Genomic DNA, 24,361 nt, shown 5'->3' on the forward strand with positions numbered 1-24,361 from the left:
GGGAATTGCAAGCGAACAGCGAGGTAGGAAGCAGCGTGCCAGCCAACAACGGCAGCGCCGGCGGAACACGCCTGGTCATCGTCGAGTCGCCCGCCAAGGCGAAGACGATCGCCGGGTACCTCGGGCGCGGCTACATCGTCGAGTCCAGCATCGGCCACATCCGCGACCTGCCGGAGAAGGCCGTCGACATCCCCGAGAAGTTGAAGGGGGAGCCGTGGGCACGCCTGGGTGTGAACGTCGATCATGGGTTCGAGCCGCTGTACGTCGTCAACCCCGACAAGCGGGCGCAGGTCAACAAGCTGAAGCAGCTGCTGCGTGACGCCGACGAGCTGTTCCTCGCCACTGACGAGGACCGCGAGGGCGAGGCCATCGCCTGGCACCTGCGTGAGGTCCTCAAGCCACAGGTGCCGGTCCACCGCATGGTGTTCCACGAGATCACCCCGCAGGCGATCCGCGACGCGGTCTCCAACCCCCGCGACCTCAACCTGCGCCTCGTCGACGCCCAGGAGACCCGGCGCATCCTCGACCGCCTCTACGGCTACGAGGTCAGCCCGGTCCTGTGGAAGAAGGTCAAGCCCCGCCTATCGGCCGGGCGCGTGCAGTCGGTCGCGACGCGGCTGGTCGTGGAGCGCGAGCGGGAGCGGCTGGCGTTCACACCCGCCCACTACTGGGACCTGCAGGCGCTGTTCGACAGCAACAAGCCCGAGGAGCGTCCGCGTGACTTCACCGCGACGCTGACGGGGGTCGACGGCAGGCGCGTGGCGCAGGGCCGCGACTTCGCCAGCACGGGCACCCTCAAGTCGTCCGACGTGCTGCACCTGTCGGAGGCCGCCGCCGGTGAGCTGGCCGCCCGGCTCCAGGGCGCCTCGTTCGCGGTCCGTTCCGTCGAGCGCCGGCCGTACACCCGCAAGCCGTACGCGCCGTTCCGGACGACCACTCTGCAGCAGGAGGCCAGCCGGAAGCTGGGCTTCTCCGCGAAGTACACGATGCAGGTCGCCCAGCGGCTGTACGAGCAGGGCTTCATCACGTACATGCGTACCGACAGCATCACGCTGTCGGAGACGGCGATCGCCGCGGCGCGCTCGCAGGCGATCAAGCTGTACGGCTCGGCGTACGTGCCCGACAAGCCGCGCGTCTACACCAGCAAGGTCAAGAGCGCGCAGGAGGCGCACGAGGCGATCCGGCCCTCGGGCGAGGAGTTCCGCACGCCGGGCGAGACCGGGCTGTCGGGCGACATGTTCCGGCTGTACGAGCTGATCTGGCAGCGCACCGTGTCGTCCCAGATGAAGGACGCGGTGGGCGAGTCGATCTCGGTGAAGGTCGGCGGCCGTTCGTCGTCGGGCGAGAACGTCGAGTTCAGCGCCTCCGGCCGGACGATCACGTTCTACGGCTTCCTGAAGGCGTACGTGGAGGGGGCCGACGACCCGTCGACCGACCGCGACGACTCCGAGAAGCGGCTGCCCAACCTGGCCGAGGGCGACGCGCTGGGCCTGTCGCGGCTGGACGTCGCCGGCCACTCCACCAAGCCGCCGGCCCGTTACACCGAGGCGTCGCTGGTCAAGGAGCTGGAGGACCGCGAGATCGGGCGGCCGTCCACGTACGCCTCGATCATCGGCACGATCCTCGACCGCGGCTACGTGTTCAAGAAGGGGACGGCGCTGGTGCCGTCGTTCCTGGCGTTCGCCGTGGTCAACCTGCTGGAGCAGCATTTCGGCAACCTCGTGGACTACGACTTCACCGCCGAGATGGAGAAGGTCCTCGACGACATCGCCAACGACCGGGCCGAACGGGTGCCGGAGCTGCGGCGCTTCTACTACGGCCAGGAGGGCGACGCGGGCCTGAAGGAGATGGTCACCGACCTCGGCGACATCGACGCCAAGGAGATCAGCTCCTTTCCGATCCGGGGCACCGACATCGTCATCCGGGTCGGCCGCTACGGCCCGTACCTCGACCGCGACGGCGCCCGCGTCAACGTGCCCGAGGACATGACCCCCGACGAGCTGACCGCCGAGAAGGCCGAGGAGCTGTTCTCGCGGCCGACGGGCGACCGGGAGCTGGGGCAGGACCCGGTGACCGGGCACCTGATCGTGGCCAAGGACGGGCGGTTCGGGCCGTACGTCACGGAGGTCCTGCCCGCTCCGCAGGAGGAGGAGGGCGCGCCGAAGCGGCGCACCAAGAAGGCCGACGCGGCCAAGCCGCGTACGAGCTCCCTGTTCAAGACCATGTCCCTCGACACGGTGACGCTGGAGGACGCGCTCAGGCTGCTGTCGATCCCCAGGGTCGTCGGCGAGTTGGAGGGCGAGGAGGTCGTCGCGTTCAACGGCAAGTTCGGGCCGTACCTGAAGAAGGGCACCGACTCGCGGTCGCTGGCGTCCGAGGACGACCTGCTGACGGTCACGATCGAGCAGGCCAAGGAGCTGTTCGCGCAGCCCAAGCAGCGCGGCAGGGGCCGGGCCGCCGCCGCGGCGCCGCTGCGGGAGCTGGGCGACGACCCCAACTCCAAGAAGCCCGTGGTGGTCAAGGAGGGCCGGTTCGGTCCGTACGTGACCGACGGCGAGACCAACGCGTCGTTGCGCAAGGGCGACACGGTCGAGGACATCACGATCGAGCGGGCCGCCGAGCTGCTGGCCGAGCGGCGCGAGCGGGCCCCGGCGCCGAAGAAGCCGACAGCCCGCAAGCCCGCCGCGAAGAAGCCCGCGGCGGCGAAGACCACGACGGCCAAGAGCGCCACGTCGAAGACCACGGCGTCCAAGAGCACCACGTCCAAGAGCTCGACGGCCAAGAGCACGACGGCGAAGAAGTCCGCGGCCAAGCCCTGAGAGTCCGCTCCTCGCTGAGAGGGCTCTCAGGCCGGACGCCGCCTTGGGCGTAGCTGCTCGTAGCATGACGGCGTGGTCTTGGGCTTCGTCTTCATGATGGTCGTGGCGGTCGCCGCCGTGCATGTGTACCTGTGGCATCGGCTGGTGCGCTCCACCACCCGCCGTGGGCGGCTGCGCCGGGTGCTGACCTGGGTGCTGGCCGGGCTCGGGGTCCTGGTGGTGGTGACCTTCGCGGGCACGCGGCTGGGGGTGGGGCACTGGCTGGCCTGGCCGGGGTACCTGTGGCTGGCGGTCATGTTCTACCTGCTGGTGTTCCTGGTCGTACTGGAGGTGCCGCGGGCGGTCGTGTGGGCGGTCATGCGGCGAAGCGGGAAGCGGGCGGATGCCGGGGCGCGGGTACCGGAGACGGTCCCGGCCGGCGCGTCCGTTCCCGGCTCCGCTCCTGACACCGCCCCGGCCGTCCAGTCCGGCTCTGACACCGCCCCAGTCGGGTCCGGCTCTGACACCGCCCCGGCTGTCGGGTCCCCGCAGGCGACCGACATGAGCCGGCGGCTGTTCCTCGGGCGGGCGACCGCCGCCGTCGCGGGCGGGGGCGCGCTGGGCACGGTCGGGTACGGCGTGAGCAGCGCGCTGGGCGACCCCGTCATCGAGCCGGTCAAGGTCACGCTGCCCCACCTCGACTCGCGGCTGAGCGGCCTGCGGTTCGCCGTGGTCAGCGACATCCACCTGGGGCCGCTCACGGGCCGGGGCCACGCCGAGCGGATCGTCCGGATGATCAACTCCCTGCGTCCCGACGTGGTCGCGATCGTCGGCGACCTGGTGGACGGCACGGTGGCCGAGCTGGGGCCGCTGGCGAGGCCCCTGCGCGATCTGGAGTCCAGGTACGGGGCCTTCTTCGTGACGGGCAACCACGAGTACTACACCTCCAAGGGCCCGGCCGAGTGGATCGAGGAGCTGGACCACCTGGGCGTGCGGTCGCTGCGCAACGAGCGGGTGGAGATCCGTCACCAGGGCGGCGTGCTCGACCTCGCCGGGGTCAACGACATCAACGGCGCGACCGTGGACGACGGCCCCGACTTCGCCAAGGCGCTCGGCGGGCGCGACCCGAGCCGGTCCACGGTCCTGCTCGCCCACCAGCCCGTCCAGGTGACCGAGGCCGCCCGGCACGGCGTGGACCTGCAGCTCTCGGGGCACACGCACGGCGGCCAGATCGCGCCGTTCAACCTGGTCGTGCCGTTGCAGCAGCCGGTCGTCTCGGGGCTCGCGACGGTGGACGGGGTGCAGGTGTACGTGACGCGGGGCGCCGGGTTCTGGGGGCCGCCGGTCCGGGTGGGAGCGCCTCCGGAGATCACGCTGCTGGAGCTGCGATCGTGACTTTCCGCGATCCCCTGGTCACCGGAGCCTACCTGGCGTAGTATCCGTCGGGATACCCAGGAGGTGGCGATGACGTCCACACCGGCCGGGAGCGTGTTCGAGCGGGGCGGCGTCCCCGACGTCACGTTCTGGGCGCAGCGCGGCGGCTGGCTGTTCAAGCAGGCCAGACACGCCGCGAGCATGAAGCAGGCGGCGCTGGCCAGCGCCAGCGGCACGTCACGGACGACGCTGTCGGCGTACGAGCACGGCCGCAAGTCGCCGACGCTGGAGACGGCGGGGCGGATTCTCGACGCCGCCGGGTTCCGGCTGGCGCTGGAGCCCAAGGTCGAGTTCACCCGGGGCGTCGCCGCCGACGGCAGGCCGTTCCACGTGCCGAGCCGGTTGCCGCGGTTACCGCCGTCACGGGCGCTGGCCAGGGTGACCGTGCTGGGGCGCGCGTACGATCTCGCCGACCGCGGGCAGCGCCGGGAGGCGTACGCCGCGCTGCTCGGGGCAGGCGGTCCGGAGGACCTGCTGGCGCACGTCGACGGGGTGCTGCTCGTCGAGCTCTGGGACGAGCTGCCCCTGCCCGACGCCGTGCGCTCGGCCTGGCTGCCGCTCGTACGAGAGGCCCGGGGCGAGCCGGGGCCAGGGTCGTAGGCCGTACACCATCGAAGAGCAGCGGGACGGGGGGCCACAATGGCTGTTTCGGGGGCCCGTTCGCGGTCCGAAACCTGCGCGCCGGCCCGCCGACGTAATACTCTCAGCGGCGGGCCACCGGGCCTACCCGGCCCGTCTCACGCCTTCCCCGTCCCGGCGAGCACCTGGATACGCTGACATCATGACCGCCCCTGGCCGACGCCGACCCGCCAACGTGCTGGCAAACGCACCGTTCCGCCGGCTGTGGACGGCCATGTCGGTGTGCAGCCTGGGCGACTGGCTCAACATCCTGGCCCTCACCGCCCTGGCCGGCAATCTCACCCGCGACGACGACTACCGCGTCCAGTCGCTGGCCATCGGCGGCGTGTTCATCGCCAAGATGCTGCCGGCCGTCCTGCTCGGCCCGCTCGCCGGGGCCTTCGCCGACCGGTTCGACCGGCGGCTGACGATGTTCGTCTCCGACCTGGCGCGCTTCGCCGTGGTGCTGTCGATCCCGCTGATCGGCGGCTACCAGTGGATCATCGTCGCGACCCTGCTCGTGGAGTGCGTCAACCTGTTCTGGGTGCCGGCCAAGGAGGCCACGGTCCCCAACCTGGTGCCCAAGGACCAGCTGGAGGCGGCCAACCGGCTCAACCTCCTGGTCACCTACGGCAGCGCGCCCGTCGCGGCCCTGCTGTTCGCGGCGCTGTCGGTGGCGGGCGACATGCTGCGGAGCCTCGTGCCGCCCCTGTCCGGCGTGGACCCGACGAGCGTGGCCCTCGTCATCAACGCCCTGGCATACCTGGTGTCGGCGTACCTGATCTTCACGCTGCGTGACATCCCGCGGCGCGACGGCGCGATCTCCACCCCGTCGGTGCTCAAGCAGGTCGTCGAGGGCTGGCGGTTCGTCGGCGGCGACCGGCTGGTGCGCGGGCTGATCATCGGCATGCTCGGCGCGTTCGCGGCGGGCGGCGCGGTCGTGGGGGTCGCGAAGATCTACGTGGTGGCGCTCGACGGCGGCGACGCGGCCTACGGCGTCGTCTTCGGGGCGGTCTTCGTCGGCATGGCGCTCGGCATGTTCTTCGGGCTGCGGCTGCTGAGCGGGCTGTCCAGGCGGCGGCTGTTCGGGCTGGCCATCACCGTGGCGGGCCTGGTGCTGGTCGCGATCGCGCTGGTCCACAACCTCGCGATCGTGGTCATGCTGACCGTGGCGCTGGGGGCGTGCGCGGGCATCGCGTGGATCATCGGCTACACGCTGATCGGCCTGGAGGTAGACGACGCGCTGCGCGGCCGCACGTTCTCGTTCCTGCAGTCCACGGCGCGGGTGACGCTGCTGCTCGTGGTGGCCGCGGCCAACCCGCTGGCGGCCCTGTTCGGTGAGCACCACCTCGACGCGGGGGAGCTGTCCTACCGGTTCGACGGGTCCAACCTGGTGCTGCTGCTCGGCGGGGCGCTGGCCGTGGCCGTCGGCATCCTGGCGCTGCGCCACATGGACGACCGCAAGGACGTGCCGCTGTCGGAGGACCTGATCGCGGCGGTCCGGGGCGAGCGGTTCCGGTCCGAGGGGGCCGAGGCCGGGCCCGGGCTGTTCGTCGCGTTCGAGGGCGGCGAGGGCTCGGGCAAGACCACCCAGTCGCGCATGATCGCGATCTGGCTGCGCGACCAGGGCTACGACGTCGTGCAGACGCGCGAGCCGGGCTCCACCAAGGTCGGCATGCGGCTGCGGGCGATCCTGCTCGACGCGGCCGAGCGTGGCCTGTCGCCGCGCGCCGAGGCGCTGCTGTACGCGGCGGACCGGGCCGAGCACGTCGAGAAGGTCATCCGGCCGGCCCTGCAGCGGGGCGCGATCGTGGTCTGCGACCGCTACGTCGACTCGTCGCTGGCCTACCAGGGCGGCGGCCGCTCGCTCGACCCGCAGGACGTGGCCAAGGTCAACGCCTGGGCCACCGGCGCGCTGGTGCCGCACCTGACCGTGCTCATCGACACGCCGCCCTCGGTCGGGCTGACCCGGCTGGGCGGCGCGGCCGACCGCATCGAGTCGGAGCCGCTGGACTTCCACGAGCGGGTCCGCAAGGAGTTCCGGGCGCTGGCCGCCGCCGACCCCGGGCGCTACTTCGTGGTGGACGGCACGCTTCCCCCCGAGCAGATCACCCGCGCCATCCAGGATCGGGTCCACGAGATCCTGCCCGACCCGGTGCCCCATGAGGCCGAGGACGTGACGGGCACGATGCCGGCCATCCGCGACTAGCCTTTGTCCGTGACAGTTTCCACCGGCGTCTTCGCCGACCTCGTCGGGCAGGACCAGGCCGTGGCCGTGCTCTCGCGGGCCGCCGCGGCGGCGGGCGAGGTGGTCGGCGGCGGCCGGGGCGCGGGCATGACGCACGCGTGGCTGTTCACCGGCCCGCCCGGCGCGGGCAGGGAGGACGCGGCGCGCGCGTTCGCGGCGGCGCTGCTCTGCCCCGACGGTGGCTGCGGCCACTGCGACCAGTGCCACCAGGTGCTGATCGGTTCCCACCCCGACCTGGAGTCCGTGCGCCCCGCCGGGCTGTCCTACAGCGTGAAGCAGACGCGGGAGCTGATCCTGCGGGCCGCCGGCGCGCCCACGCAGGGCAGGTGGCGGGTGATCCTGTTCGACGACGCCGACCGGGCCACCGAGTCCGCCGCGAACGCCCTGCTCAAGGCCATCGAGGAGCCGCCGCCGCGTACGGTGTGGCTGCTGTGCGCCCCGGCCCCCGACGACATGATGATCACCATCCGGTCGCGCTGCCGCCTGGTCACGCTGACGACTCCTGGCACCGAGGCGGTCGCACACGTGCTGGCGACGCGCGACAGCGTGCCGTGGGAGACGGCCCGGTTCGCCGCCCGCGCCGCCCAGGGCCACATCAGCCGGGCCCGCGCCCTCGCCCTGGACGAGAACGTCCGCAGGCGGCGCGAGGCCGTGCTGGCCATCCCCAGGTCGCTCACGGGCGTGGGGGAGTGCGTGTCGGCCGCCGAGCGCCTGGTCAAGACCGCTGAGGAGGAGGCCGCGGCGGCCACGGCGACGCTCAACGAGGCGGAGACGACCGACCTGCGGCGCCTGTACGGCGAGGGTTCCACGGGCAAGGGGCTCAACCGGGGCCTGGTGCGGGGCGGCGCGGGCGCGCTGAAGGAGCTGGAGGACCGGCAGAAGTCGCGGGCCACGCGCATCAAACGCGACTCGTTGGACGCCGCGCTGCTGGAGCTGGTGTCGTTCTACCGGGACGTGCTGGCCATGCAGTTGGGGGCGGCGGTGGAGCTGGCCAACGACGACATCCGCTTCGACCTGGACCGCATGGCGCGGGAGTCGACGCCGGAGGAGACGCTGCGGCGCATCGACGCGATCATGCGCTGCCGGGAGCGGCTGGAGGCCAGCGTCAACCCCCAGATCGCCATCGAGGCGATGATGCTGTCCCTGCGCGCACCATAAGATCACGATCTGTTACGGCAAGGCCGAGTTGCCCTCACCCGCCGTCGTGGGTTGCCGTCTGTCATGGCCGGTCGTGAAGGCTCACGGGCCGGGCGCCGTGACGAGCGCACAGCCGGCCGTCTTCTTCGGCCTGCCTTACCGGTTCGCTTCGCCGGCGCCTCGTGACACAAGAGATCTCGGCGGCCCGAGCAGCAGACGAGCTTCCCGTGCGTCTCTGTGATGTGGAAGTCGAACTGCTCTCCCATCGGGAGGCCCGGACCCGGGACCGCGTCGATGTCGCGGCGATCTTCGCCGAGCATCACGTCGGCCTCGTACGGCTGGCACTGATCATGGTCGGTGACCAGGCGACCGCCGAGGACGTCGTCCAGGACGCCTTCGCCCGCACCCACGCCGGGCGGTCCCGGCTGCGCGACCCCGGCAAAGCGCTGGTCTACGTCAGATCGGCGGTGCTCAACGGGTGCCGGTCGGTGCTGCGGCGACGCGCCACGGTGTTCCGGCGCGCGGTGCCGTACGAACCGCCGGTCTGGTCGGCGGAGAGCGCCGCCCTGGTCGGAGAGGAGCGCCGCCAGGTGCTGGTGGCCCTGACCGCGCTGCCGCCCAGGCAGCGCGAGGCGCTGACGTTGCGTTACTACCTCGACCTCACCGACCAGGAGATCGCCGAGACCATGGGGATCAGCGGCGGCACGGCGAGGTCCACGATCGCGCGAGGGCTGGCGGCTCTCGGCCGAGCTCTTGAGGAGGCATCATGAACAGCCCTGTGGAAGACCGCCTGCGCGAGGCTCTCGGTGAAGCCGGGGCCACGCTGGACGTCGGCGCGCTGAGGCCGCTGGCGGTGCCGGGCCGCCGGCGGTTCCGGGCGGACATGAGGCTGGCTGCCGTCGCGGCGGCGGTCGTGGTCGCGGGGGCGGCGACCGTCGTGGGGTTCACGGCCTCGGGCGCCGGGGAAGAGGCGAGCGTGGCGTCCGCCCGGGCGCAGGCTCCTGACCAGGCCGACGTGTCGGTGTTCCTGTGCACGGGGCGGGAGAGGGACAACAAGGCATGCCAGGGGCGCGCCGCCACCGAGCAGCAGACAAAGGATTTGGCCGAGTTGCTGAGCAGGCTGCCCGGGGTCGCGGATGTCTTCTTCGAGGACCGCAGGAGCGCCTATGAGCGCTTCCGCAAGGCGTACGCCGACCAACCAGACATCGTCGCCAAGGTGAAGGCGGACGACGTGCCGGAGACCTTCCGGATCACGCTCGACTCGGGTGCGAAGCCACAGCCGGTGTCTGCCGCGGCCCAGAAGTTGCCTGGCGTGGCGATGGTCTCCGACCGGACCGTGACGGACGCAGCCATCTCCCTGCCCAGCCGCAAGGAGTGGGTGGACATCTCGGTGTTCCTCTGCACCGGCTCATCCTCCGAGCCCTCCTGCAAGAGATATGAGGCGAACCGTAAGACCTCGCAGCATGCCAAGGGCATCACCGCCGGGGACACGGAAAAGCTGGCGCGCGAGATCAGGGCTATGCCCGAGGTCCAGAAGGCCATCTTCGAGGATCAGGCGCAGGCATACGCGAACTTCAAGCGCGCCTATGCCGGCAACAAGACCCTTGTCAACGCCACGAAGATCACGGACATGCCCATATCGTTCCGCGTCTCCCTGAGAACCGGCACCGATTCCGCCAAGATGGCCGCCACCCTGCGGACCCTGCCGGGCGTCGCTCAGGTGATCGATGCGAGGTGCTCGAAGGCCCAATTCGTGCTCATGGCGGACCACGGGATCATGCGAGAGTTCGTGGACATCTGCGGCTGACACCCTCACCAGGAGCGGGCCCGCCCACGTAGTGTGGCAGCGGAAGGCCGTAAGACCCCCGAGGCCGTCAGGAGGCGAGCTGCAGCCCATGGGCATGATCATGGCCGTGAGCTTCACACGCTACGGGAGGCTCTACTACCTCGATCCGGGTGGGCACACCCCCAAGGTGGGCGACAAGGTGCTGGTGCCCACCGACGCGGGTCCCGAGGTGGCCGAGTGCGTGTGGGCACCGCAGTACGTGAGCGAGGACATCGACGGATTGCCCGTGTGCGCGGGCATCGCGGGGGAGGAGCAGCTCACCCGCGACGAGACCAACAAGCGACGCCGGGCCGAGACACGCAGCGTGGCCAAGCGGCTGATCAAGCGGCACGCGCTGCCGATGAAGGTCGTGGGCGTCGACTACCTCGACGAGGACAACGTCTTCACGGTCTACTTCTCGGCCCCGCACCGGGTCGACTTCCGCGCGCTCGTCCGCGACCTGGCCCGCAACCTGCGGGCCAGGGTGGAGCTGCGGCAGATAGGCCCGCGCGACGAGGCGCGTCTGCAGGGCGGCATCGGCCCCTGCGGCCGTGACCTGTGCTGCGCCACGTTCCTCAAGGACTTCGAGCCGGTGTCGGTGCGCATGGCCAAGGACCAGGATCTCCCGGTCAACCCGTTGCGCATCGCGGGGGCGTGCGGCCGGCTCATGTGCTGCCTGAAGTACGAGCACCCGCTGTACATGGAGACCCGCCAGCGGATGCCCCGGGTCGGCAGCCGGGTCAGCACCCCGCAGGGCGAGGGAAGCGTGGTGGGACACAACGTCCCGTCCGACACGGTGACGGTCCGCCTCGACGACGGGGGCCGCCGCTGCGCCTGTCCCTCCGCCTCGGTCTGCTCCCCCCGCCAGCAGCACGACAAGATGTACGGTCCTGAGCCGGGCACGCCCCCGCAGGAGCCGTGACGGCACCGGGGCCGCGCTCGGTGAGCATCCGGCCCGGGGGCGGTACGCCACCCGGCGGCTCGGCCGGTCCGGAGGCGTAAGATCGCCACCCATGTGGTCCCGTGCCCTGGCCGTCCTCGCCGCGGTCGCGCTCCTGGCCACCGGCTGCACCCGGGAGGAGCGGTCTGGTCTCGGGAGAGGCGGCCTGGCCTGGTCCGGCTGCGGTGACGGGTTCCAGTGCGCGAAGCTCGCGGTGCCGCTCGACCACGCCGACCCGGGCGGGGAGCGGATCCAGCTCAGCGTCATCCGGCTGCCCGCCACCGGCGACCGTATCGGGTCGCTGGTGCTCAACCCGGGCGGACCCGGCGGATCCGGGGTGGACTACGCCAGGGCGGCGCAGTCCGTGGTGAGTGCCGACGTACGGGCGCGATTCGACATCGTCGGGTTCGACCCGCGCGGCGTGGGGGCGTCCGCGCCGATCGAGTGCCTGGACGACGACCGCCTCGACGCGTTCCTGGCGCTGGACGCCACCCCGGACGACGCGGCGGAGGAGGCTGCCCTGGAGCGCGGGTCACGGGAGTTCGCCGAGGGCTGCCAGGCCGGGGCGGGCAAGCTGCTCCAGCATGTGGGCACGGTCGACGCGGCCCGCGACATGGAGTCGCTGCGCGAGGCGCTGGGCGACGAGAAGCTGACGTACCTCGGCAAGTCCTACGGCACGTTCCTGGGGGCGGTGTACGCGGACCTGTTCCCGGAGCGGGTGCGGGCGCTGGTCCTCGACGGAGCGGTGGACCCGGCCCTGTCGAGGTTCCGGTTCAACACCGACCAGGCGGCCGGGTTCGAGATCGCGTTCCGGGCGTACGTGGACGACTGCCTCTCCCGCGGCGATTGCCCGTTCCGGAGCCGCGACGCGGGCGGCGCCCTCGACGAGCTCACGGCGCTGCTCCGCCGTACGGACAGGCGGCCTCTGCCCGGAGGCGACCGCGAGGTCACCGAGACGCTGGCCATGCTCGGCGCGCTGACGCCGCTCTACAACCGCGGCAACTGGCCCACGCTGACCGAGACGCTCACCCAGGCGATGAAGGGTGACGGCACGATGCTGCTCCAGAACGCCGACCTGCTCCTCGGCAGGGGACCCGACGGCTACTCGAACCAGACCGAGGCCAACATGGCCGTCAACTGCCTCGACGGCGCGTACCCCAAGGACGTCGCCTCCTACGCGAAGGCCGCCGCCGGCCTGGCCCGCACGGCGCCCCGCTTCGGCCCGTACATCGCCTGGAGCTCCCTGCCCTGCGCGTACTGGCCGGCTCACCCCACCTTCCAGAACCACCCGCTCGCGGCCAAGGGCGCGCCACCGATCCTGGTCGTCGGCACCGAACGCGACCCGGCCACCCCGTACGCCTGGGCCCGGTCCCTGGCCGGCGAGCTGCAGTCGGGGGTCCTGCTCACGTACGAAGGGGACGGGCACACGGCCTACTTCAGCGGGGACACGTGTGTGGACACGGCCGTGGACCACTACCTGATCACCGGCGCGCCCCCGAAGGACGGCACCACATGCCCGTAGCGGTCGGAAGATCGCGTGGCGGGCGGGAGCGAATACCCCTCGCGCTCCTGTAGACTTCTTCACGCTGCACGGCACGCCGCCTTAGCTCAGTCGGCCAGAGCACTTCACTCGTAATGAAGGGGTCTGGGGTTCGAATCCCCAAGGCGGCTCCCAGCTCGAAGGCCCTTCCGGAAGATCCGGAAGGGCCTTTTGCGTGGTCGCGCAGTAGCTTCGTACAGCAACGAGGCCATGCCCTACCCGGAGAGATCCCCGCCTTCCTGGCCCGACGGGTCCATGGAGAGCAGATCCTCATGCAATGCCTGCAGTGACCTGCCGGTGAGTTCGCCCGCTGGAGTGGTTTCCATCAGGCGCCATCCGGGAGTGTCGGGTGCTCCGTGGTCGTAGCCGTGCGCTGTGATGCTGTGGAGCAGGGCGAAGGCCGTCGCGTAGGCGACGGATCGAGCGATCCGTACGAGATCGGTGTGATCGGCCCCGGCTGCGAGCAGTCGGTCAGCAGCAGGGATGCTCTCCAGAGCACCGGGGTCCGCCCAGCCGTTGATCAGTGTCGGTCAGATGTGGCGCAGCGCGAGAAAGCGAGCAAGCTGGGGGATGTTCTCGGACACCTCAGAGACGGCCCAACTGTCAGGATCGCCGGCGCCCAAGGCCGCGAAGCGCTCCCGCAAGGCAGCGATTCGGGCGTGTTCCTCATGAGCATCGCAGGCCGTCATATGGACCAGGTATAGCGGATATACACCGTGGACGCTTGGCTCTTCAAAGCCTGCTTCTGCACTGAATCTCTACAGTGCGCTCGCCATCCGACCATGAGGATGTGCTTCTCTGGTTGATGGCCACTGTGGCCTGACTTGCGGGAGAAAATGTCAATTATGGGGGTCCGTGGTTGACCGGCGCGGTGATCAAGTCGCATCCGGCGCGGGAGAAGGTGCGAAACCGCTGGCTGGTCCTGGTTCTCATCGTCCTGACCGTTGTCTTCTCCGCAGGATGCGGACTCTTGGGAGTGGCCGCCGGTGGGCAGTTGTGTCACAAACGGGCGGATTATGAGAACGCCCTTGCCCGGGAGGCATTGAGCCCCGTTCTCTCCCGGGCGGGTCTGGCCGGGGACATGCAGGACATGAACGACTGCGACTCCTCCACGTACGGCTCGTACGTATCCGTCGATATTGAGGATATGAAGCCGAAGGACGTCGTGGCCGCCTTCGTGAAGGCGGGGTGGCGCAGCAGGCCGGCCTCCGAGCACAGTCGGGACTGCGCTGAGCCGTGCGAGGCATATGACCTGAGCAAGAGATTCGGGGAGCGGGTCGTCGAGGTATCCCTCGAGGGCGGGACCGACGTGGTCATCCTGGCCTCGGCAGCCGACGACTGCTGGGATGCCAACGGCTACAGATGCCTGGACGACTGAAGGACAAGTTCCGTGTTTCACCGCAAACCGTGCGGCCTCGGGCGGATCTCTGTGCCCGAGCAGGAGACTACGGAGACCGTCGTCTTACGTCCCGACGGCATCCAGGATGCGGTTCCGGCTCGGGTGGCCGGAGATGACAACGCGCCTCTGACTCCCTTGAGCTTGGTACGCGACTCCACGTGAGTCCGCAGGCGTTCGCCCGTGCGGTGTGTCGACGACGCCCGAATTCATGACCGGGCGAGGGGTCGGGTCTTCGCTGCGCCGGTGGCCGCGACGTGACGGCGGCGGCTCGGCATCATCATGGTCGGGTGGGAGACGCTCCAGGCCGCGCCGGCGCAGATCATCTCCTTGATGCGGGCGGCGGTCCGGCCCGTGAAGACGGTGGACGTGACCTGATCGTCGGAGGTCACGCGCTGGATGATTCCATCGCGGCGTCCGAGGCTGATGCACTGCAAGGAGTAGCCGATCGTGGTCTCGGGAACCTTGCGACCGGTCAGGCGCGCGGCGATGACGTCGGCCGCCAGCCACGCCATCGGGTTCGCCGAGGCGCAGGACATCCGCAGCGGCTGGCCACCCGCTCCTTCGGCGAGCGCGGCGTCGCCGACGGCGTACACATCGGGGTGCGAGACCGACCGCATGCCGGCGTCGACGACGATCCGGCCTGTGTCGGACACCTCAAGGGTGGTGGCGGCCGCGATCGGGTGCACGGTGAAACCCGCGGTCCACACGGTCACCTGGGCCGGGATCTTTCCGCCCGCACCGGTGACCACGCCGTCCGCTTCGACGCGCGTGATGTCGGCAGGGTCGTGGACCGTGATGCCGAGCCGGTCCAAGGCGCCGCGCAGGTGGCGCTGAGCCTTGTCGCTGAGCCAGCCGCCGACGCGGCCCTGGGCGGCGATCGCGACCGCGAGGTCCGGGTGGGCTTCGGCGATCTCGGTGGCCGCCTCGATGCCGGTCAGGCCGCCGCCCACGATCAGCACGGTCTCACCGGGCTTCGCCTCGCTCAGCCGCGCCCGCAGCCGGAGAGCGGCCTGCTTGCCGGCCACGTTGTAGGCGTGCTCCGCGACACCAGGGACGCCGTGATCGGCGCTGGTGCTGCCCAGGGCGTACACGAGGGTGTCATAGGCGAGGGTCTCACCGCCGAGGTCGACGGTCCTGCCTTCCACGTCGACAGCGGTGACTTGCGCGGTCCGGACCTGTACGCCGGTGCCCGCGTAGAGGTCGCGCAGCGGGCGAGGCCGCAGATCCTGCCCGCTCGCGAGCTGGTGCATGCGCACCCGCTCGACGAACTCCGGGTCGCCGTTGACCAGGATGATCTCGACGTCGTCGCGGTGCAGCCGCTTGGCGAGGCGACCGGCGGTGTTTGCTCCGGCGTACCCGGCTCCCAGGACGACGATGCGGTGCTTCATGGCTCGCTCCTATCTGGTTGCTTGCACCTCCTGAACCGGACAGGCGCGCGATCCCTGACAGCGAACGAGAGTGATCTGGGTCACCAATTCGCCACCAGCGGACGCCGGGGTCCAGCGGCCGCCCACTGGCGCGTGATGCGCTGAAGTTTGTCGGGGTTGACCTGGATGTGGATCGACGCGAGGCCGTCGGGGGTCGCATCGAGACAGACCACACCGATGACCTGCCCATTGACCTCGGCCAGCATGGCAGGGCCGCCGTTGACGACGACGGCGTAGAAGGTGGGATTGCCGCCGACGAGGGCTCGCTTGGAGTCGCTCGGTCGGAACATGCCACGCAGGTACTTGGCGATGTCCATCGCTCCGATGATCGGGGTCCTCCGGGCGACGATCTTGCCGCCGCCGTCGGCCACGCTGACCGCGTCGTCGGCGAGCAGCCGGATCAGTGGCTCCGTGTCGCCGCTGAGGGCCGCGGCGAGAAACTCCTCGACGATCTTCCGGGCGGCGACCGCATCGATCTCCGTGCGGGATCGTTCGACAGCCAGATGCTGCCTGGCACGCCGGTAGATCTGCTGGCAGTTCGACTCGGTGATGTCCATGATCTCGGCGATCTCGCGGTGCGCGTACCCGAACGCCTCGCGCAGCACATACACCACGCGCTCGTTGGGGGACAGCCGCTCCATCAGGGTGAGCATCGCCATGGAGACCGACTCGCGCTGCTCGAAGGTGTCGGCGGGACCGAGTATCCGATCTCCGTCCAGCACCGGCTCGGGGAGCCACTGCCCCACGTAGGTCTCCCGCCTGGCCCGCGCCGAGGTGAGCTGGTTGAGGCAGAGATTGGTGAGCACCTTCGTCAGCCAGGCTTCGGGCGTCTCGATCCGTTCCCGGTCCGCCGCATGCCAGCGCAGGTACGTGTCCTGCACCGCGTCCTCCGCATCACCGGCCGATCCCAGCAGCCGGTAGGCGATCGCCTCCAAGCGGCCCCTTGAGCTCTCGAACAGATCGGCCTCGTGCGTGCGGAGCGACATTGCCCCATAATCGGCCATACGCGCAGGCCACGTCCACACCGGTCCACCGTGATCCGGTGGCGACGCGCTTCTTCCGCCTCCTCGCGTAAGCGATCTCCAGGCTCACGTAGGAGGAGGTCTTCTCGGCGGCGAGTCTGCGCGCATAGGGGCGGTCGGCGTGGCTGTAGTCGAGCTGACGAACGTGAATCCCGCCACCGCGCCACCATGACGAGTGGGTCAGTCGGCCGGGCCGAACTCCGCCTCCAGCACTTCCATGAACAGGCCGATCGGGTCGTTCCAGTCGCCGTTGACATTCTGGACGACCATGCGCTCCCCGTCGCGCGTCCCGTACGCGAAGGAGAACGAGCCGTTGATGGCGCCGCCCATGCCCCAGACCGTCCGGCCGCCGGGCAGCCGGAGCGAGGACATGCCGAGGCCGTAGGTGGGGGTGCCGGGGATCCACTTGCCCTCGGGGGTGGGCACGGTGGCGAACATCTCCTCCTGCTGGGCCTGGGGCAGCAGCCGGCCTTTCAGCAGGGCGGTGAAGAACCGGTCGAGGTCGGCGACGTTGGAGACCATGCCGCCGGCGGTCCAGCCGACGGAGGCGTTCATGTCCGTGACGTCGTGGATCTCGGCGTCGGCGTCGGGCACGTAGTTCGTGGAGTAGTGCCGGGCGTGCGGGCCGCGGATCCCCACCTCGCCGCCCGGCACGTACGTTCCGGTCAGCCCGAGCGGGCGGACGACGCGGCGCGAGACCTGCTCGGCGAACGTCTCGCCGCTCACCCGCTCGATGATCATGCCGGCGAGGATGTAGCCGGTGTTGGTGTAGGTCCAGCCCCGCCCGGGGGCGAAGTCGGGCTCGTGGGCCATGGCGACCCGTACCAACTGCTCCGGGGTGTGGCTGTCGAAGCGGTGCTCCATGAACGCCGGGCCGTAGTAGCGGCTCAGCAGGCCGGGGTCGAGGGAGTAGTTGCTGAGGCCGCTCGTCATGCTGAGCAGGTGCCTGAGGGTGATCGCGCGGCCGTCGTGCCCGTTGCCGCGCACCAGGCCGGGCAGCCAGGCGTCGACCGTGTCGTCCAGGCTCAGCTTGTCCTCGGCCGCCAGTTGCAGCACGACCGCAGCCGTGAACGTCTTGGTGATGCTGCCGACGCGGAAGCGTTCCTCGGGCCGGCGTTGCTCGCCGGTGCCGATGTCGGCGACCCCGGCGGTGCCGAACCGGGTGTCGTGGCCGTCGCGGACCACGGCGAGGATGCCGGGCAGGCGATGCTCGGTCACGGCCCGGCCGAGCGCCTGCTGGACGGTGGGGCGGGGAAGGGTGATGGTCATGACGAGCTCCTGAGATCAGTTTCACGAATACGTGAAAGCTATATTGCGTTTCCGTTCTCATCAATTCAGTGCGTCTGGCGCAAAGGCGTAGAGCCTGCTGGTAGCGGAGATAATCCTTGCAATGAGTTTGCCGGTTAACGCAAAGATTCGTTGCAATGAGATGAGCGTGAATGCATACTGGGGTCTGATCACGCGTACGAGGGAAGGGAGCCGGAGCGCATGCCCGGAGGCAGGCTGACCCAGCCGGAACGCAGGCGCATCGCAGCAGGGCTGGCCGAGGGGCTCAGCTACTCCGAGATCGCCAGAGGGCTACGGCGGCCCGCCTCGACCGTCACGCGCGAGATCGCCCGCAACGGAGGACCTTCCGACTACCAGCCCGACCGGGCCCACCTGGCCACCGAGCGACGTGCCCGGCGGCGCAAGCCAGGTGCCCCCGCATCCGCCCGGCCCTCACCGACCCCGGCCGCGGCGCACGGGCGCGACCCTGAGGCGGTGGACGGCCTCGCGCGCCGTCTCGCCGCTCTGCTCGTCACCACCGGGCTGCCGGAGATGATGGCCCGGGTGCTGGCCTGCCTGTACACCACCGACAGCGGCAGCCTCACCTCGGCCGAGCTGGTCCGGCGGCTGCGGGTCAGCCCCGCCTCGATCTCCAAGGCCGTCGGCTACCTGGAGGAGCAGGAGCTGATCCGGCGTGAGCGCGAGCCGCGGCAGCGGCGCGAGCGCTACGTCTGCGACAACGAGGTCTGGTACCGGGCGCTGCAGGCCAGCGCCAGGGTGAGCGCCGAGCTGGCCGATATCGCGGAGCAGGGGGCCGGCGTTCTCGGACCCGCGACACCCGGTGGCGTGCGCCTGAAGGACATGAGCCGGATCCACGGCCACATCAGCCGCGACATCCTCCAGGCGGCCGAGCGCTGGCGGCACATCCCCTCGGGTGACCGGACCGCAGACGGTGACCGCACCATGGAGGACGCCCCGGGAACGGGACGACCCCCGGCCGCCGAAGCGGGCCGGGGGTCGTCGTGAGCCGGTCGAGCCGGATCAGCCGGTGAAGCCGACGATCGAGTAGTCCAGCGACTGGTAGCCCTTGGCGCCCCAGTTCGCCAGGGTCTTCTTGGTCGCCTGGATGTCGGGGCGCTGGTACAGCGGGATCGTGTGCACCATGTCCCAGATCAGCTTGTCGGCTGCGTTGGCCTTCTCGATGGCCTTGGCCGGGTCCATCTCGCCCACGGCGGCGTCGATGGCGGCGTCGAGGGCCGGGTCGCTGCCCTTCGGGAAGTTGCTCTCGGAGCCGGTCTTGTAGATCTGCGGCAGCGAGCCGAGCGGCAGCGGCGTGCCGATCCACGAGAACGGGACCAGGTCGAAGTCGCCCTTGATGATGTAGTCGGTGAAGAACTTGTCATCGGGGACCGGGCGGATCGTTAGCTTGATCCCGGCCTCCTTGAGCATGGCCTGGGTGAGCTCGCCCTCGGTCTTGGCGTACGGCAGGCCCGCCGGGACGGTGAAGCTCAGCGCGAACTCCTTGCCGTCCTTCTTGCGGTAGTCGCCCTCCTGCTTCCAGCCGGCCGCGTCGAGCAGCTGCTTGGCCTTGTCCAGGTTGTACTTGCCGAGGTCGCCGGAGTTGTCGACGTAGCCCTTGTGGTTGTTCATGAAGACGTGGTTGCCGAGCGTCTGCAGCGGCCAGTCCATGTCCTTGAGGTCGGACTGGGTGATCACGTCACGGTTGATCGCGTACGCGACGGCCTGGCGGACCGACTTGTCCTTCAGGAACGCGCTCTGGTTGTTGACCGTGATGTGCCGCCAGTTCGGGCTGAGCGCCTTGCGGATGTCCACGTTCGGGACTTCCTTGGCCCGCTTGAGGTCGGCGGGGCTGCCCGGCGGGATCTCCACGCCGTCGAGCTCGCCGTTGGCGAAGGCGTTGACCTGCGCGGCGGGCGTCTCGATGGTGCGGAAGATGAGCTTGTCGAGCTTGGCCTTCTTGCCCCACCACTTGTCGTCACGGACGAGGGTGAGGGTCTTGGTGCCCTCGTCGATCTTCTCCACCTTGAAGGGCCCGGCGGTGACCGGGATCTTCTGCAGGTAGTTCTTCTCCTCGGCCTCCGGCGTCTCGTTGGCCGAGGCGGGGTAGAGGTGCGGCGAGCGGGAGAGCAGACCCTGCCAGTCCGGGTACTCCTTGGCGAAGGTCATGACGGCGACCTTGTCCGAGGAGCCCTTGGTGACCGACTCGATGCGGTCCCAGCCGTCGGTGGAGGCCGGCTTGTACTTCTTGTTCTTGCCGTTGTTGGCCTTCCACATGGCCTCGACGTCCTTCCACCCCATCGGGGTGCCGTCGGACCACGTGGCCTTCTCGTTGAAGGTCCAGGTGACGACCTGCTTGCCGGAGGACGTGTCCATCTTCACGTCGCTCAGGTAGTCCGGGTTCGGCTTGAAGTTCGCCTCGGCGTCGGACACCATCGGCTGCGGCATGAACGCGTCGAGCATGTCCGCGGTGTCGGCCTGGTTGCCGTCGACGTGGTTGCCGTTCCACTGGCTCGGCCACTGCCCGACCGTGAGGGTCAGGGTGCCGCCGTCCTTGACCTGCTCGTAGGCGACCGGGTTGATGCTGACCGCCGGGGTCTCGGCCATCTGCTTCTGAGCCTGCTGCGACTGCTCGGCGTTCGGCTTCTTGGAGTCGCCGCTGCCGCCGCTGCCGCCGCAGGCCGCGACGGCCATGGCGAGGAGCGCGAGTCCCGCTGCCGCCCGGTATCCAACCTTCACTGTTCCTCCTGGTGTTCCGAGGCCGTGATGACCTCGATCTCCTCCGCGTAATGGCAGGCGGCGCCGTGGTCCTTGGCGTTCGCGAGCCGGGCAACCGAGGGCTCCTCGTCCACGCACCGCCGCCGCTCCGCCTCGCTGAGACGGGCAAACTTGGGGCAGCGGGTGCGGAACCGGCATCCCGACGGGGGATCGGCCGGGCTGGGCAGGTCGCCCTCGAGCAGGATCCGCTTACGGCTGCGCTCCAACTCCGGGTCGGGCAGCGGGATCGCCGAGAGCAGCGCCTGCGTGTAGGGGTGGGCGGGCCGGTCGTAGACGTTCTCGACGGCGCCGATCTCGGCGATCCGCCCCAGGTACATGACCGCGACCCGGTCGGCGAGGTGCCGAACCACGGCCAGGTCGTGCGCTACGAACAGGTACGACAGCCCGAGCCGGTTCTTCAGCTCCTCCAGCAGGTTGATCACGCCGGCCTGGATGGAGACGTCGAGGGCGGAGACCGGCTCGTCGAGCACGATGAGCTTGGGCTCCAGCGCGAGGGCGCGGGCGATGCCGATGCGCTGCCGCTGGCCGCCGGAGAACTGCTGCGGGTAGCGCTGGGCGTGGTCGGGCGCCAGCCCGACGAGCTCCAGCAGCTCCGCTACGCGCTGCGCCACGTTCTTGCGCCCGTGGGCGCGCAGCGGCTCGGCGATGATGTCGCCGACCGGCATGCGCGGGTCGAGCGCGGCCATCGGGTCCTGGAAGACGATCTGCAGGTCGCCGCGGAGCGCCTTGCGCGCGGACTTGTCCAGCGTGGAGCTGTCCTTGCCGAGCACGACGACCCGGCCGCGCTGCGGGGCCTCCAGCTGCATGATCTGCTGCAGGGTGGTCGTCTTGCCGCAGCCCGACTCGCCGACCAGGGCCAGCGTCTCGCCCTCGGCGATGTCGAAGCTGATGCCGTCCACGGCGTGGACGGTGCCGACGCGGCGCTTGAACACCGCGCCCTTCATCAGCGGGTAGTGCCGGATGAGGTCGTCGAGCTCCAGCACGGTCGCGCGCTGCTCGCGCGGCACCCGCGCCACGTCGCTCGGCGGGATGACCGGCACGGGGAAGACGTCGGCGCCGGTCATGCCCTTGTGCTCGATCTCGCGCGAGCGGATGCAGGCCACGTGCCGCCCGCCGCCGATCGCGGTGAGCGGTGGCTCCTCGTCGTCGCACGCGTCGATGTGCATGGGGCAGCGCGGCGCGAACGGGCAGCCGGGCGGCAGCGCCGCCGGCGAGGGTGGGTTGCCCTCGATGGGGACGAGCGTGTCCTGCTCGCCGTCGACGCGGGGGATCGACGCGAGCAGACCCATCGTGTACGGCATGCGCGGCCGGTAGTAGATGTCGTCCACGACGCCCTGCTCGACGGGCCGGCCCGCGTACATGACGAGCACCCGGTCGGCCATGCCCGCGATGACGCCCAGGTCGTGGGTGATCATCACGATGCCGGCGCCCGTCTCGGCCTGGGCGGTCTTGAGCACCTCCAGGACCTGCGCCTGGATCGTCACGTCGAGGGCCGTGGTGGGCTCGTCGCAGATGAGCAGGTCGGGGTCGTTGGCGATGGCCATGGCGATCATCGCGCGCTGCCGCATGCCGCCGGAGAACTCGTGCGGGAACGCCTTGGCCCGCACGGCCGGGTGCGGGATGCCGACCAGGTCGAGCAGCTCGACGGCGCGCTTGGCCGCCTTGTCCTTGCCCAGCTTCTGGTGGACCCGGACGGCCTCGGCGATCTGGTCGCCGATCGTGTAGACGGGGGTGAACGCCGACAGCGGGTCCTGGAAGATCATGCTGATGGCCTTGCCGCGGACCCGGGTCAGCTCGCCCTCGTCCATGCCGAGCAGCTCCTGGCCGTGCAGCTTGACCGAGCCGCTGACGACGGCGTTCTGCGGCAGCAGGCCCATGACGGCCAGCGAGGTCACCGACTTGCCGGAGCCGGACTCGCCGACGATGCCGAGCACCTCGCCGCGGGCGACGTCGTAGCTGACGCCGCGCACGGCCTGGATCTCGCCGGGGAAGGTGACGGTGAGGTCGCGGACCTCCAAGATGCTCATGAGTTGCTCCCGGGATCGAGCGCGTCGCGCAGTCCGTCGCCGATCAGGTTGATGCTGAGCACCAGGAGCACCAGCAGGCCGGCGGGGAAGGCGAACAGCCAGGGGTAGCCGGTGGCGTTGCGGGCGCCTTCGGCGATGAGGGTGCCGAGCGACACGTCGGGCGGCTGGATGCCGAAGCCGAAGAACGACAGGGCGGCCTCACCGATGACGGCGCCGCTGACGTTGAGCGTGGCGTCGATGATCAGCAGGGAGGACAGGTTGGGCACGATGTGCCGCAGGATGATCTTCCAGCGGGGGATGCCCATGTAGAGCGCGGCCTGGACGTACTCCCGCTCGCGCAGGGAGAGCGTCATGCTGCGCACGACCCTGGAGGTGATCATCCAGGCGAACGCCGCCAGCAGCACCACGAACCAGAGCCACGAGGCGCCCCGCAGACGGGGGGAGATGATGGCGATGATGAGGAAGCTGGGCAGGACGAGGAGCAGGTCCACGCCCCACATCAGCACCTTGTCCAGCCAGCCGCCGAAATATCCGGCGAAGGCGCCGACCAGCGCGGCCAGGCCCGTGGCGAACAGCGCCACCAGCAGGCCGATGACGATCGACTTCTGCATGCCGCGCAGCGTCACCGCGTACATGTCCTGGCCGATCGAGGTGGTGCCCCACCAGTGGTCGGACGAGGGTCCCGACATGAAGGCCAGGAAGTCCTTGTCCGTCCAGTCGTACGCGCCGACGTAGGGGCCGAGGTAGGCCAGCGCGATGAGCAGGATCAGGGCGATGCCGCCATAGCGGGCCTGCCGATTGCGCAGGAGCCGCCCGAATACGACCTTGGAACGCACCTAGCTCACCCGCACCCGAGGATCGAGGGCCGCCACCAGCAGGTCCGACAGGAACGCGGCGAACAGCACGCAGACCGCCGTGAACAGGCTCACCGCGGCGACGGAGTTGACGTCGTTCTGGTTGATCGCGTCGATCAGCCAGGCGCCCATGCCGTGCCAGGAGAAGATCTTCTCGGTGAAGATCGCTCCGGTGAGCATGGTGCCGAACGCGAACGCGAAGTACGTGGCCGACGGGATCAGCGCGGTCCGCAGCGCATGCTTGAACAGTGCCGTCCTGCGCCTCAGTCCCTTGGCCATGGCCGTGCGGACGAAGTCCTGGTTCAGCACGTCGAGCATCATGTTGCGCTGGATGCGGCTGTAGAAGGCGATCGAGCCGAGGGTGAGCGAGATGGTCGGCAGGATGAGGTGGTTCAACCGGTTGAGGAACAGGTCCAGGCCCGCCAACCTCGGGTTGTACTCGCCGGTGTACTCGATCAGCGTGAAGCCGAGCCCGCGGTTCAGGCTGTACGTGGCGATCGCCAGCAGCGTGGCCAGCAGGAACACCGGGATCGCCATGATCACGAACGAGCTGACGCCGATGGCGCGGTCGCTGAATCTGTACTGCCGCACGGCGGAGTAGGCCCCCACCCCGACCCCCAGCGCGAACCCGAGCAGGGTGCCGATGAGCAGCAGTCGCAGGCTCACCATGATCCGGCGGCCCATCTCCTCGTTGACCGAGCCGCCGTTCCAGGTCTTGCCGAAGTCGCCGGTCACGACGCCTCCGGCCCAGGTCAGGTACCGCTCGAAGACCGGGGTCTTGTCGTTGAGGTTGTAGGCGTCGAGGGTGGCGTCGATGACCTCCTCGGCGACCGGCGGCTGGCGGCCCTCGTACGCGCCACGGGGGTTCATGGTCGTGGCGGCGAGCATGTACGCCAGACTGGCCGCCAGAGCAATCAAGATCAGATTGGTTGCCAGCCGGCGGAGCAGGAACTTGCCCATTTCCCTCCGTACGCCGTGCACGGGGGTCGACGTCCGAGCCGGAGGGCCCCCGCAACGAGAAGCTGTCGTG

The 24,361-nt window shown here is 70.0% G+C and carries 18 protein-coding genes and 1 tRNA gene; 12 read left to right on the top strand and 7 right to left on the bottom strand.

Annotation, left to right across the window (positions count from 1 at the left end; all coding sequences use genetic code 11):
- Positions 1–35 precede the first annotated feature (35 nt).
- The 11 genes from topA (at position 36) to AB0H64_RS10930 (ending at position 13,918) form a co-directional block, all read left to right on the top strand.
- Positions 36–2,819, top strand: a complete 2,784-nt coding sequence (topA, locus tag AB0H64_RS10880; protein WP_357622670.1) for a type I DNA topoisomerase — start codon at positions 36–38, stop codon at positions 2,817–2,819.
- A gap of 72 nt (positions 2,820–2,891) precedes the next feature.
- Entirely contained in the window at positions 2,892–4,193 is a 1,302-nt protein-coding gene (locus AB0H64_RS10885; protein WP_357622672.1) for a metallophosphoesterase, read from the top strand.
- 69 nt (positions 4,194–4,262) lie between these two features.
- Positions 4,263–4,832: a helix-turn-helix transcriptional regulator gene (locus AB0H64_RS10890; protein ID WP_357622674.1), complete on the top strand. Its 570-nt coding sequence runs from the start codon at positions 4,263–4,265 to the stop codon at positions 4,830–4,832.
- 181 nt (positions 4,833–5,013) lie between these two features.
- A complete protein-coding gene (gene tmk / locus AB0H64_RS10895) occupies positions 5,014–7,059 on the top strand; it encodes a dTMP kinase (RefSeq protein WP_357622675.1) in 2,046 nt (681 codons plus the stop codon).
- A 9-nt stretch (positions 7,060–7,068) separates the two neighbouring features.
- Complete coding sequence (locus AB0H64_RS10900; RefSeq protein WP_357622677.1) at positions 7,069–8,256, top strand: DNA polymerase III subunit delta'; 1,188 nt, start codon at positions 7,069–7,071, stop codon at positions 8,254–8,256.
- Between the two features lie 206 nt (positions 8,257–8,462).
- Positions 8,463–9,005 carry a SigE family RNA polymerase sigma factor gene (locus AB0H64_RS10905; protein WP_357622679.1) on the top strand — a complete coding sequence of 181 codons (543 nt, stop codon included), beginning with the start codon at positions 8,463–8,465 and terminating at the stop codon, positions 9,003–9,005.
- Positions 9,002–10,042, top strand: a complete 1,041-nt coding sequence (locus AB0H64_RS10910) for a permease-like cell division protein FtsX (RefSeq protein WP_357622680.1) — start codon at positions 9,002–9,004, stop codon at positions 10,040–10,042. Before AB0H64_RS10905 ends, AB0H64_RS10910 begins: the two co-directional genes overlap by 4 nt.
- 94 nt (positions 10,043–10,136) lie before the next feature.
- Complete coding sequence (ricT, locus tag AB0H64_RS10915; RefSeq protein ID WP_357622981.1) at positions 10,137–10,982, top strand: regulatory iron-sulfur-containing complex subunit RicT; 846 nt, start codon at positions 10,137–10,139, stop codon at positions 10,980–10,982.
- A gap of 91 nt (positions 10,983–11,073) precedes the next feature.
- Positions 11,074–12,522 (top strand): alpha/beta hydrolase, encoded by a 1,449-nt coding sequence (locus AB0H64_RS10920; RefSeq protein ID WP_357622682.1) that lies wholly within the window; start codon positions 11,074–11,076, stop codon positions 12,520–12,522.
- 75 nt (positions 12,523–12,597) lie between these two features.
- Positions 12,598–12,671: transfer RNA gene (locus AB0H64_RS10925), tRNA-Thr, on the top strand.
- Positions 12,672–13,399: 728 nt separating this feature from the next.
- On the top strand, positions 13,400–13,918 hold the full coding sequence (locus tag AB0H64_RS10930) for a hypothetical protein (protein WP_357622683.1): 519 nt from the start codon (positions 13,400–13,402) through the stop codon (positions 13,916–13,918).
- 227 nt (positions 13,919–14,145) lie between these two features.
- Here AB0H64_RS10930 and AB0H64_RS10935 read toward each other — a convergent pair whose 3' ends face one another.
- From AB0H64_RS10935 to AB0H64_RS10945, 3 genes are all read right to left on the bottom strand, one after another.
- Complete coding sequence (locus AB0H64_RS10935) at positions 14,146–15,327, bottom strand: FAD-dependent oxidoreductase (protein WP_357622685.1); 1,182 nt, start codon at positions 15,325–15,327, stop codon at positions 14,146–14,148.
- A gap of 80 nt (positions 15,328–15,407) precedes the next feature.
- Positions 15,408–16,352, bottom strand: a complete 945-nt coding sequence (locus AB0H64_RS10940; protein WP_357622686.1) for an RNA polymerase sigma-70 factor — start codon at positions 16,350–16,352, stop codon at positions 15,408–15,410.
- 216 nt (positions 16,353–16,568) lie between these two features.
- Positions 16,569–17,657: a serine hydrolase domain-containing protein gene (locus tag AB0H64_RS10945; RefSeq protein WP_357622688.1), complete on the bottom strand. Its 1,089-nt coding sequence runs from the start codon at positions 17,655–17,657 to the stop codon at positions 16,569–16,571.
- Between the two features lie 219 nt (positions 17,658–17,876).
- Here AB0H64_RS10945 and AB0H64_RS10950 point away from each other — a divergent pair, with 219 nt between their 5' ends.
- Positions 17,877–18,680 carry a MarR family transcriptional regulator gene (locus tag AB0H64_RS10950; protein ID WP_357622690.1) on the top strand — a complete coding sequence of 268 codons (804 nt, stop codon included), beginning with the start codon at positions 17,877–17,879 and terminating at the stop codon, positions 18,678–18,680.
- A gap of 15 nt (positions 18,681–18,695) precedes the next feature.
- On the opposite strand, the gene AB0H64_RS10955 is transcribed toward AB0H64_RS10950, so the two are convergent.
- Genes AB0H64_RS10955 through AB0H64_RS10970 form a run of 4 tightly spaced genes read right to left on the bottom strand, consistent with a single transcriptional unit; the run spans position 18,696 to position 24,291 of the window.
- On the bottom strand, positions 18,696–20,411 hold the full coding sequence (locus tag AB0H64_RS10955) for an ABC transporter family substrate-binding protein (RefSeq protein WP_357622692.1): 1,716 nt from the start codon (positions 20,409–20,411) through the stop codon (positions 18,696–18,698).
- Positions 20,408–22,477 carry an ABC transporter ATP-binding protein gene (locus AB0H64_RS10960; protein WP_357622693.1) on the bottom strand — a complete coding sequence of 690 codons (2,070 nt, stop codon included), beginning with the start codon at positions 22,475–22,477 and terminating at the stop codon, positions 20,408–20,410. The genes AB0H64_RS10955 and AB0H64_RS10960 overlap by 4 nt, the downstream gene beginning before the upstream one ends.
- Complete coding sequence (locus AB0H64_RS10965) at positions 22,474–23,313, bottom strand: ABC transporter permease (protein ID WP_357622695.1); 840 nt, start codon at positions 23,311–23,313, stop codon at positions 22,474–22,476. The genes AB0H64_RS10960 and AB0H64_RS10965 overlap by 4 nt, the downstream gene beginning before the upstream one ends.
- Positions 23,314–24,291 carry an ABC transporter permease gene (locus AB0H64_RS10970; protein WP_357622697.1) on the bottom strand — a complete coding sequence of 326 codons (978 nt, stop codon included), beginning with the start codon at positions 24,289–24,291 and terminating at the stop codon, positions 23,314–23,316.
- Between the last annotated feature and the right edge of the window lie 70 nt (positions 24,292–24,361).

This window comes from Nonomuraea sp. NPDC050733 (assembly GCF_040654215.1).
In the GTDB taxonomy this organism is placed as follows: Bacteria; Actinomycetota; Actinomycetes; order Streptosporangiales; family Streptosporangiaceae; genus Nonomuraea.

Coding starts and splice junctions, on each gene's coding strand:
- AB0H64_RS10910 (WP_357622680.1), top strand. CDS start 9,002: ATGAACAGCCCTGTGGAAGACCGCCTGCGCGAGGCTCTCGGTGAAGCC.
- tmk (WP_357622675.1), top strand. CDS start 5,014: ATGACCGCCCCTGGCCGACGCCGACCCGCCAACGTGCTGGCAAACGCA.
- AB0H64_RS10945 (WP_357622688.1), bottom strand. CDS start 17,657: ATGACCATCACCCTTCCCCGCCCCACCGTCCAGCAGGCGCTCGGCCGG.
- AB0H64_RS10950 (WP_357622690.1), top strand. CDS start 17,877: ATGCCCGGAGGCAGGCTGACCCAGCCGGAACGCAGGCGCATCGCAGCA.
- AB0H64_RS10970 (WP_357622697.1), bottom strand. CDS start 24,291: ATGGGCAAGTTCCTGCTCCGCCGGCTGGCAACCAATCTGATCTTGATT.
- AB0H64_RS10935 (WP_357622685.1), bottom strand. CDS start 15,327: ATGAAGCACCGCATCGTCGTCCTGGGAGCCGGGTACGCCGGAGCAAAC.
- AB0H64_RS10940 (WP_357622686.1), bottom strand. CDS start 16,352: ATGTCGCTCCGCACGCACGAGGCCGATCTGTTCGAGAGCTCAAGGGGC.
- AB0H64_RS10960 (WP_357622693.1), bottom strand. CDS start 22,477: ATGAGCATCTTGGAGGTCCGCGACCTCACCGTCACCTTCCCCGGCGAG.
- ricT (WP_357622981.1), top strand. CDS start 10,137: ATGATCATGGCCGTGAGCTTCACACGCTACGGGAGGCTCTACTACCTC.
- AB0H64_RS10890 (WP_357622674.1), top strand. CDS start 4,263: ATGACGTCCACACCGGCCGGGAGCGTGTTCGAGCGGGGCGGCGTCCCC.
- AB0H64_RS10920 (WP_357622682.1), top strand. CDS start 11,074: ATGTGGTCCCGTGCCCTGGCCGTCCTCGCCGCGGTCGCGCTCCTGGCC.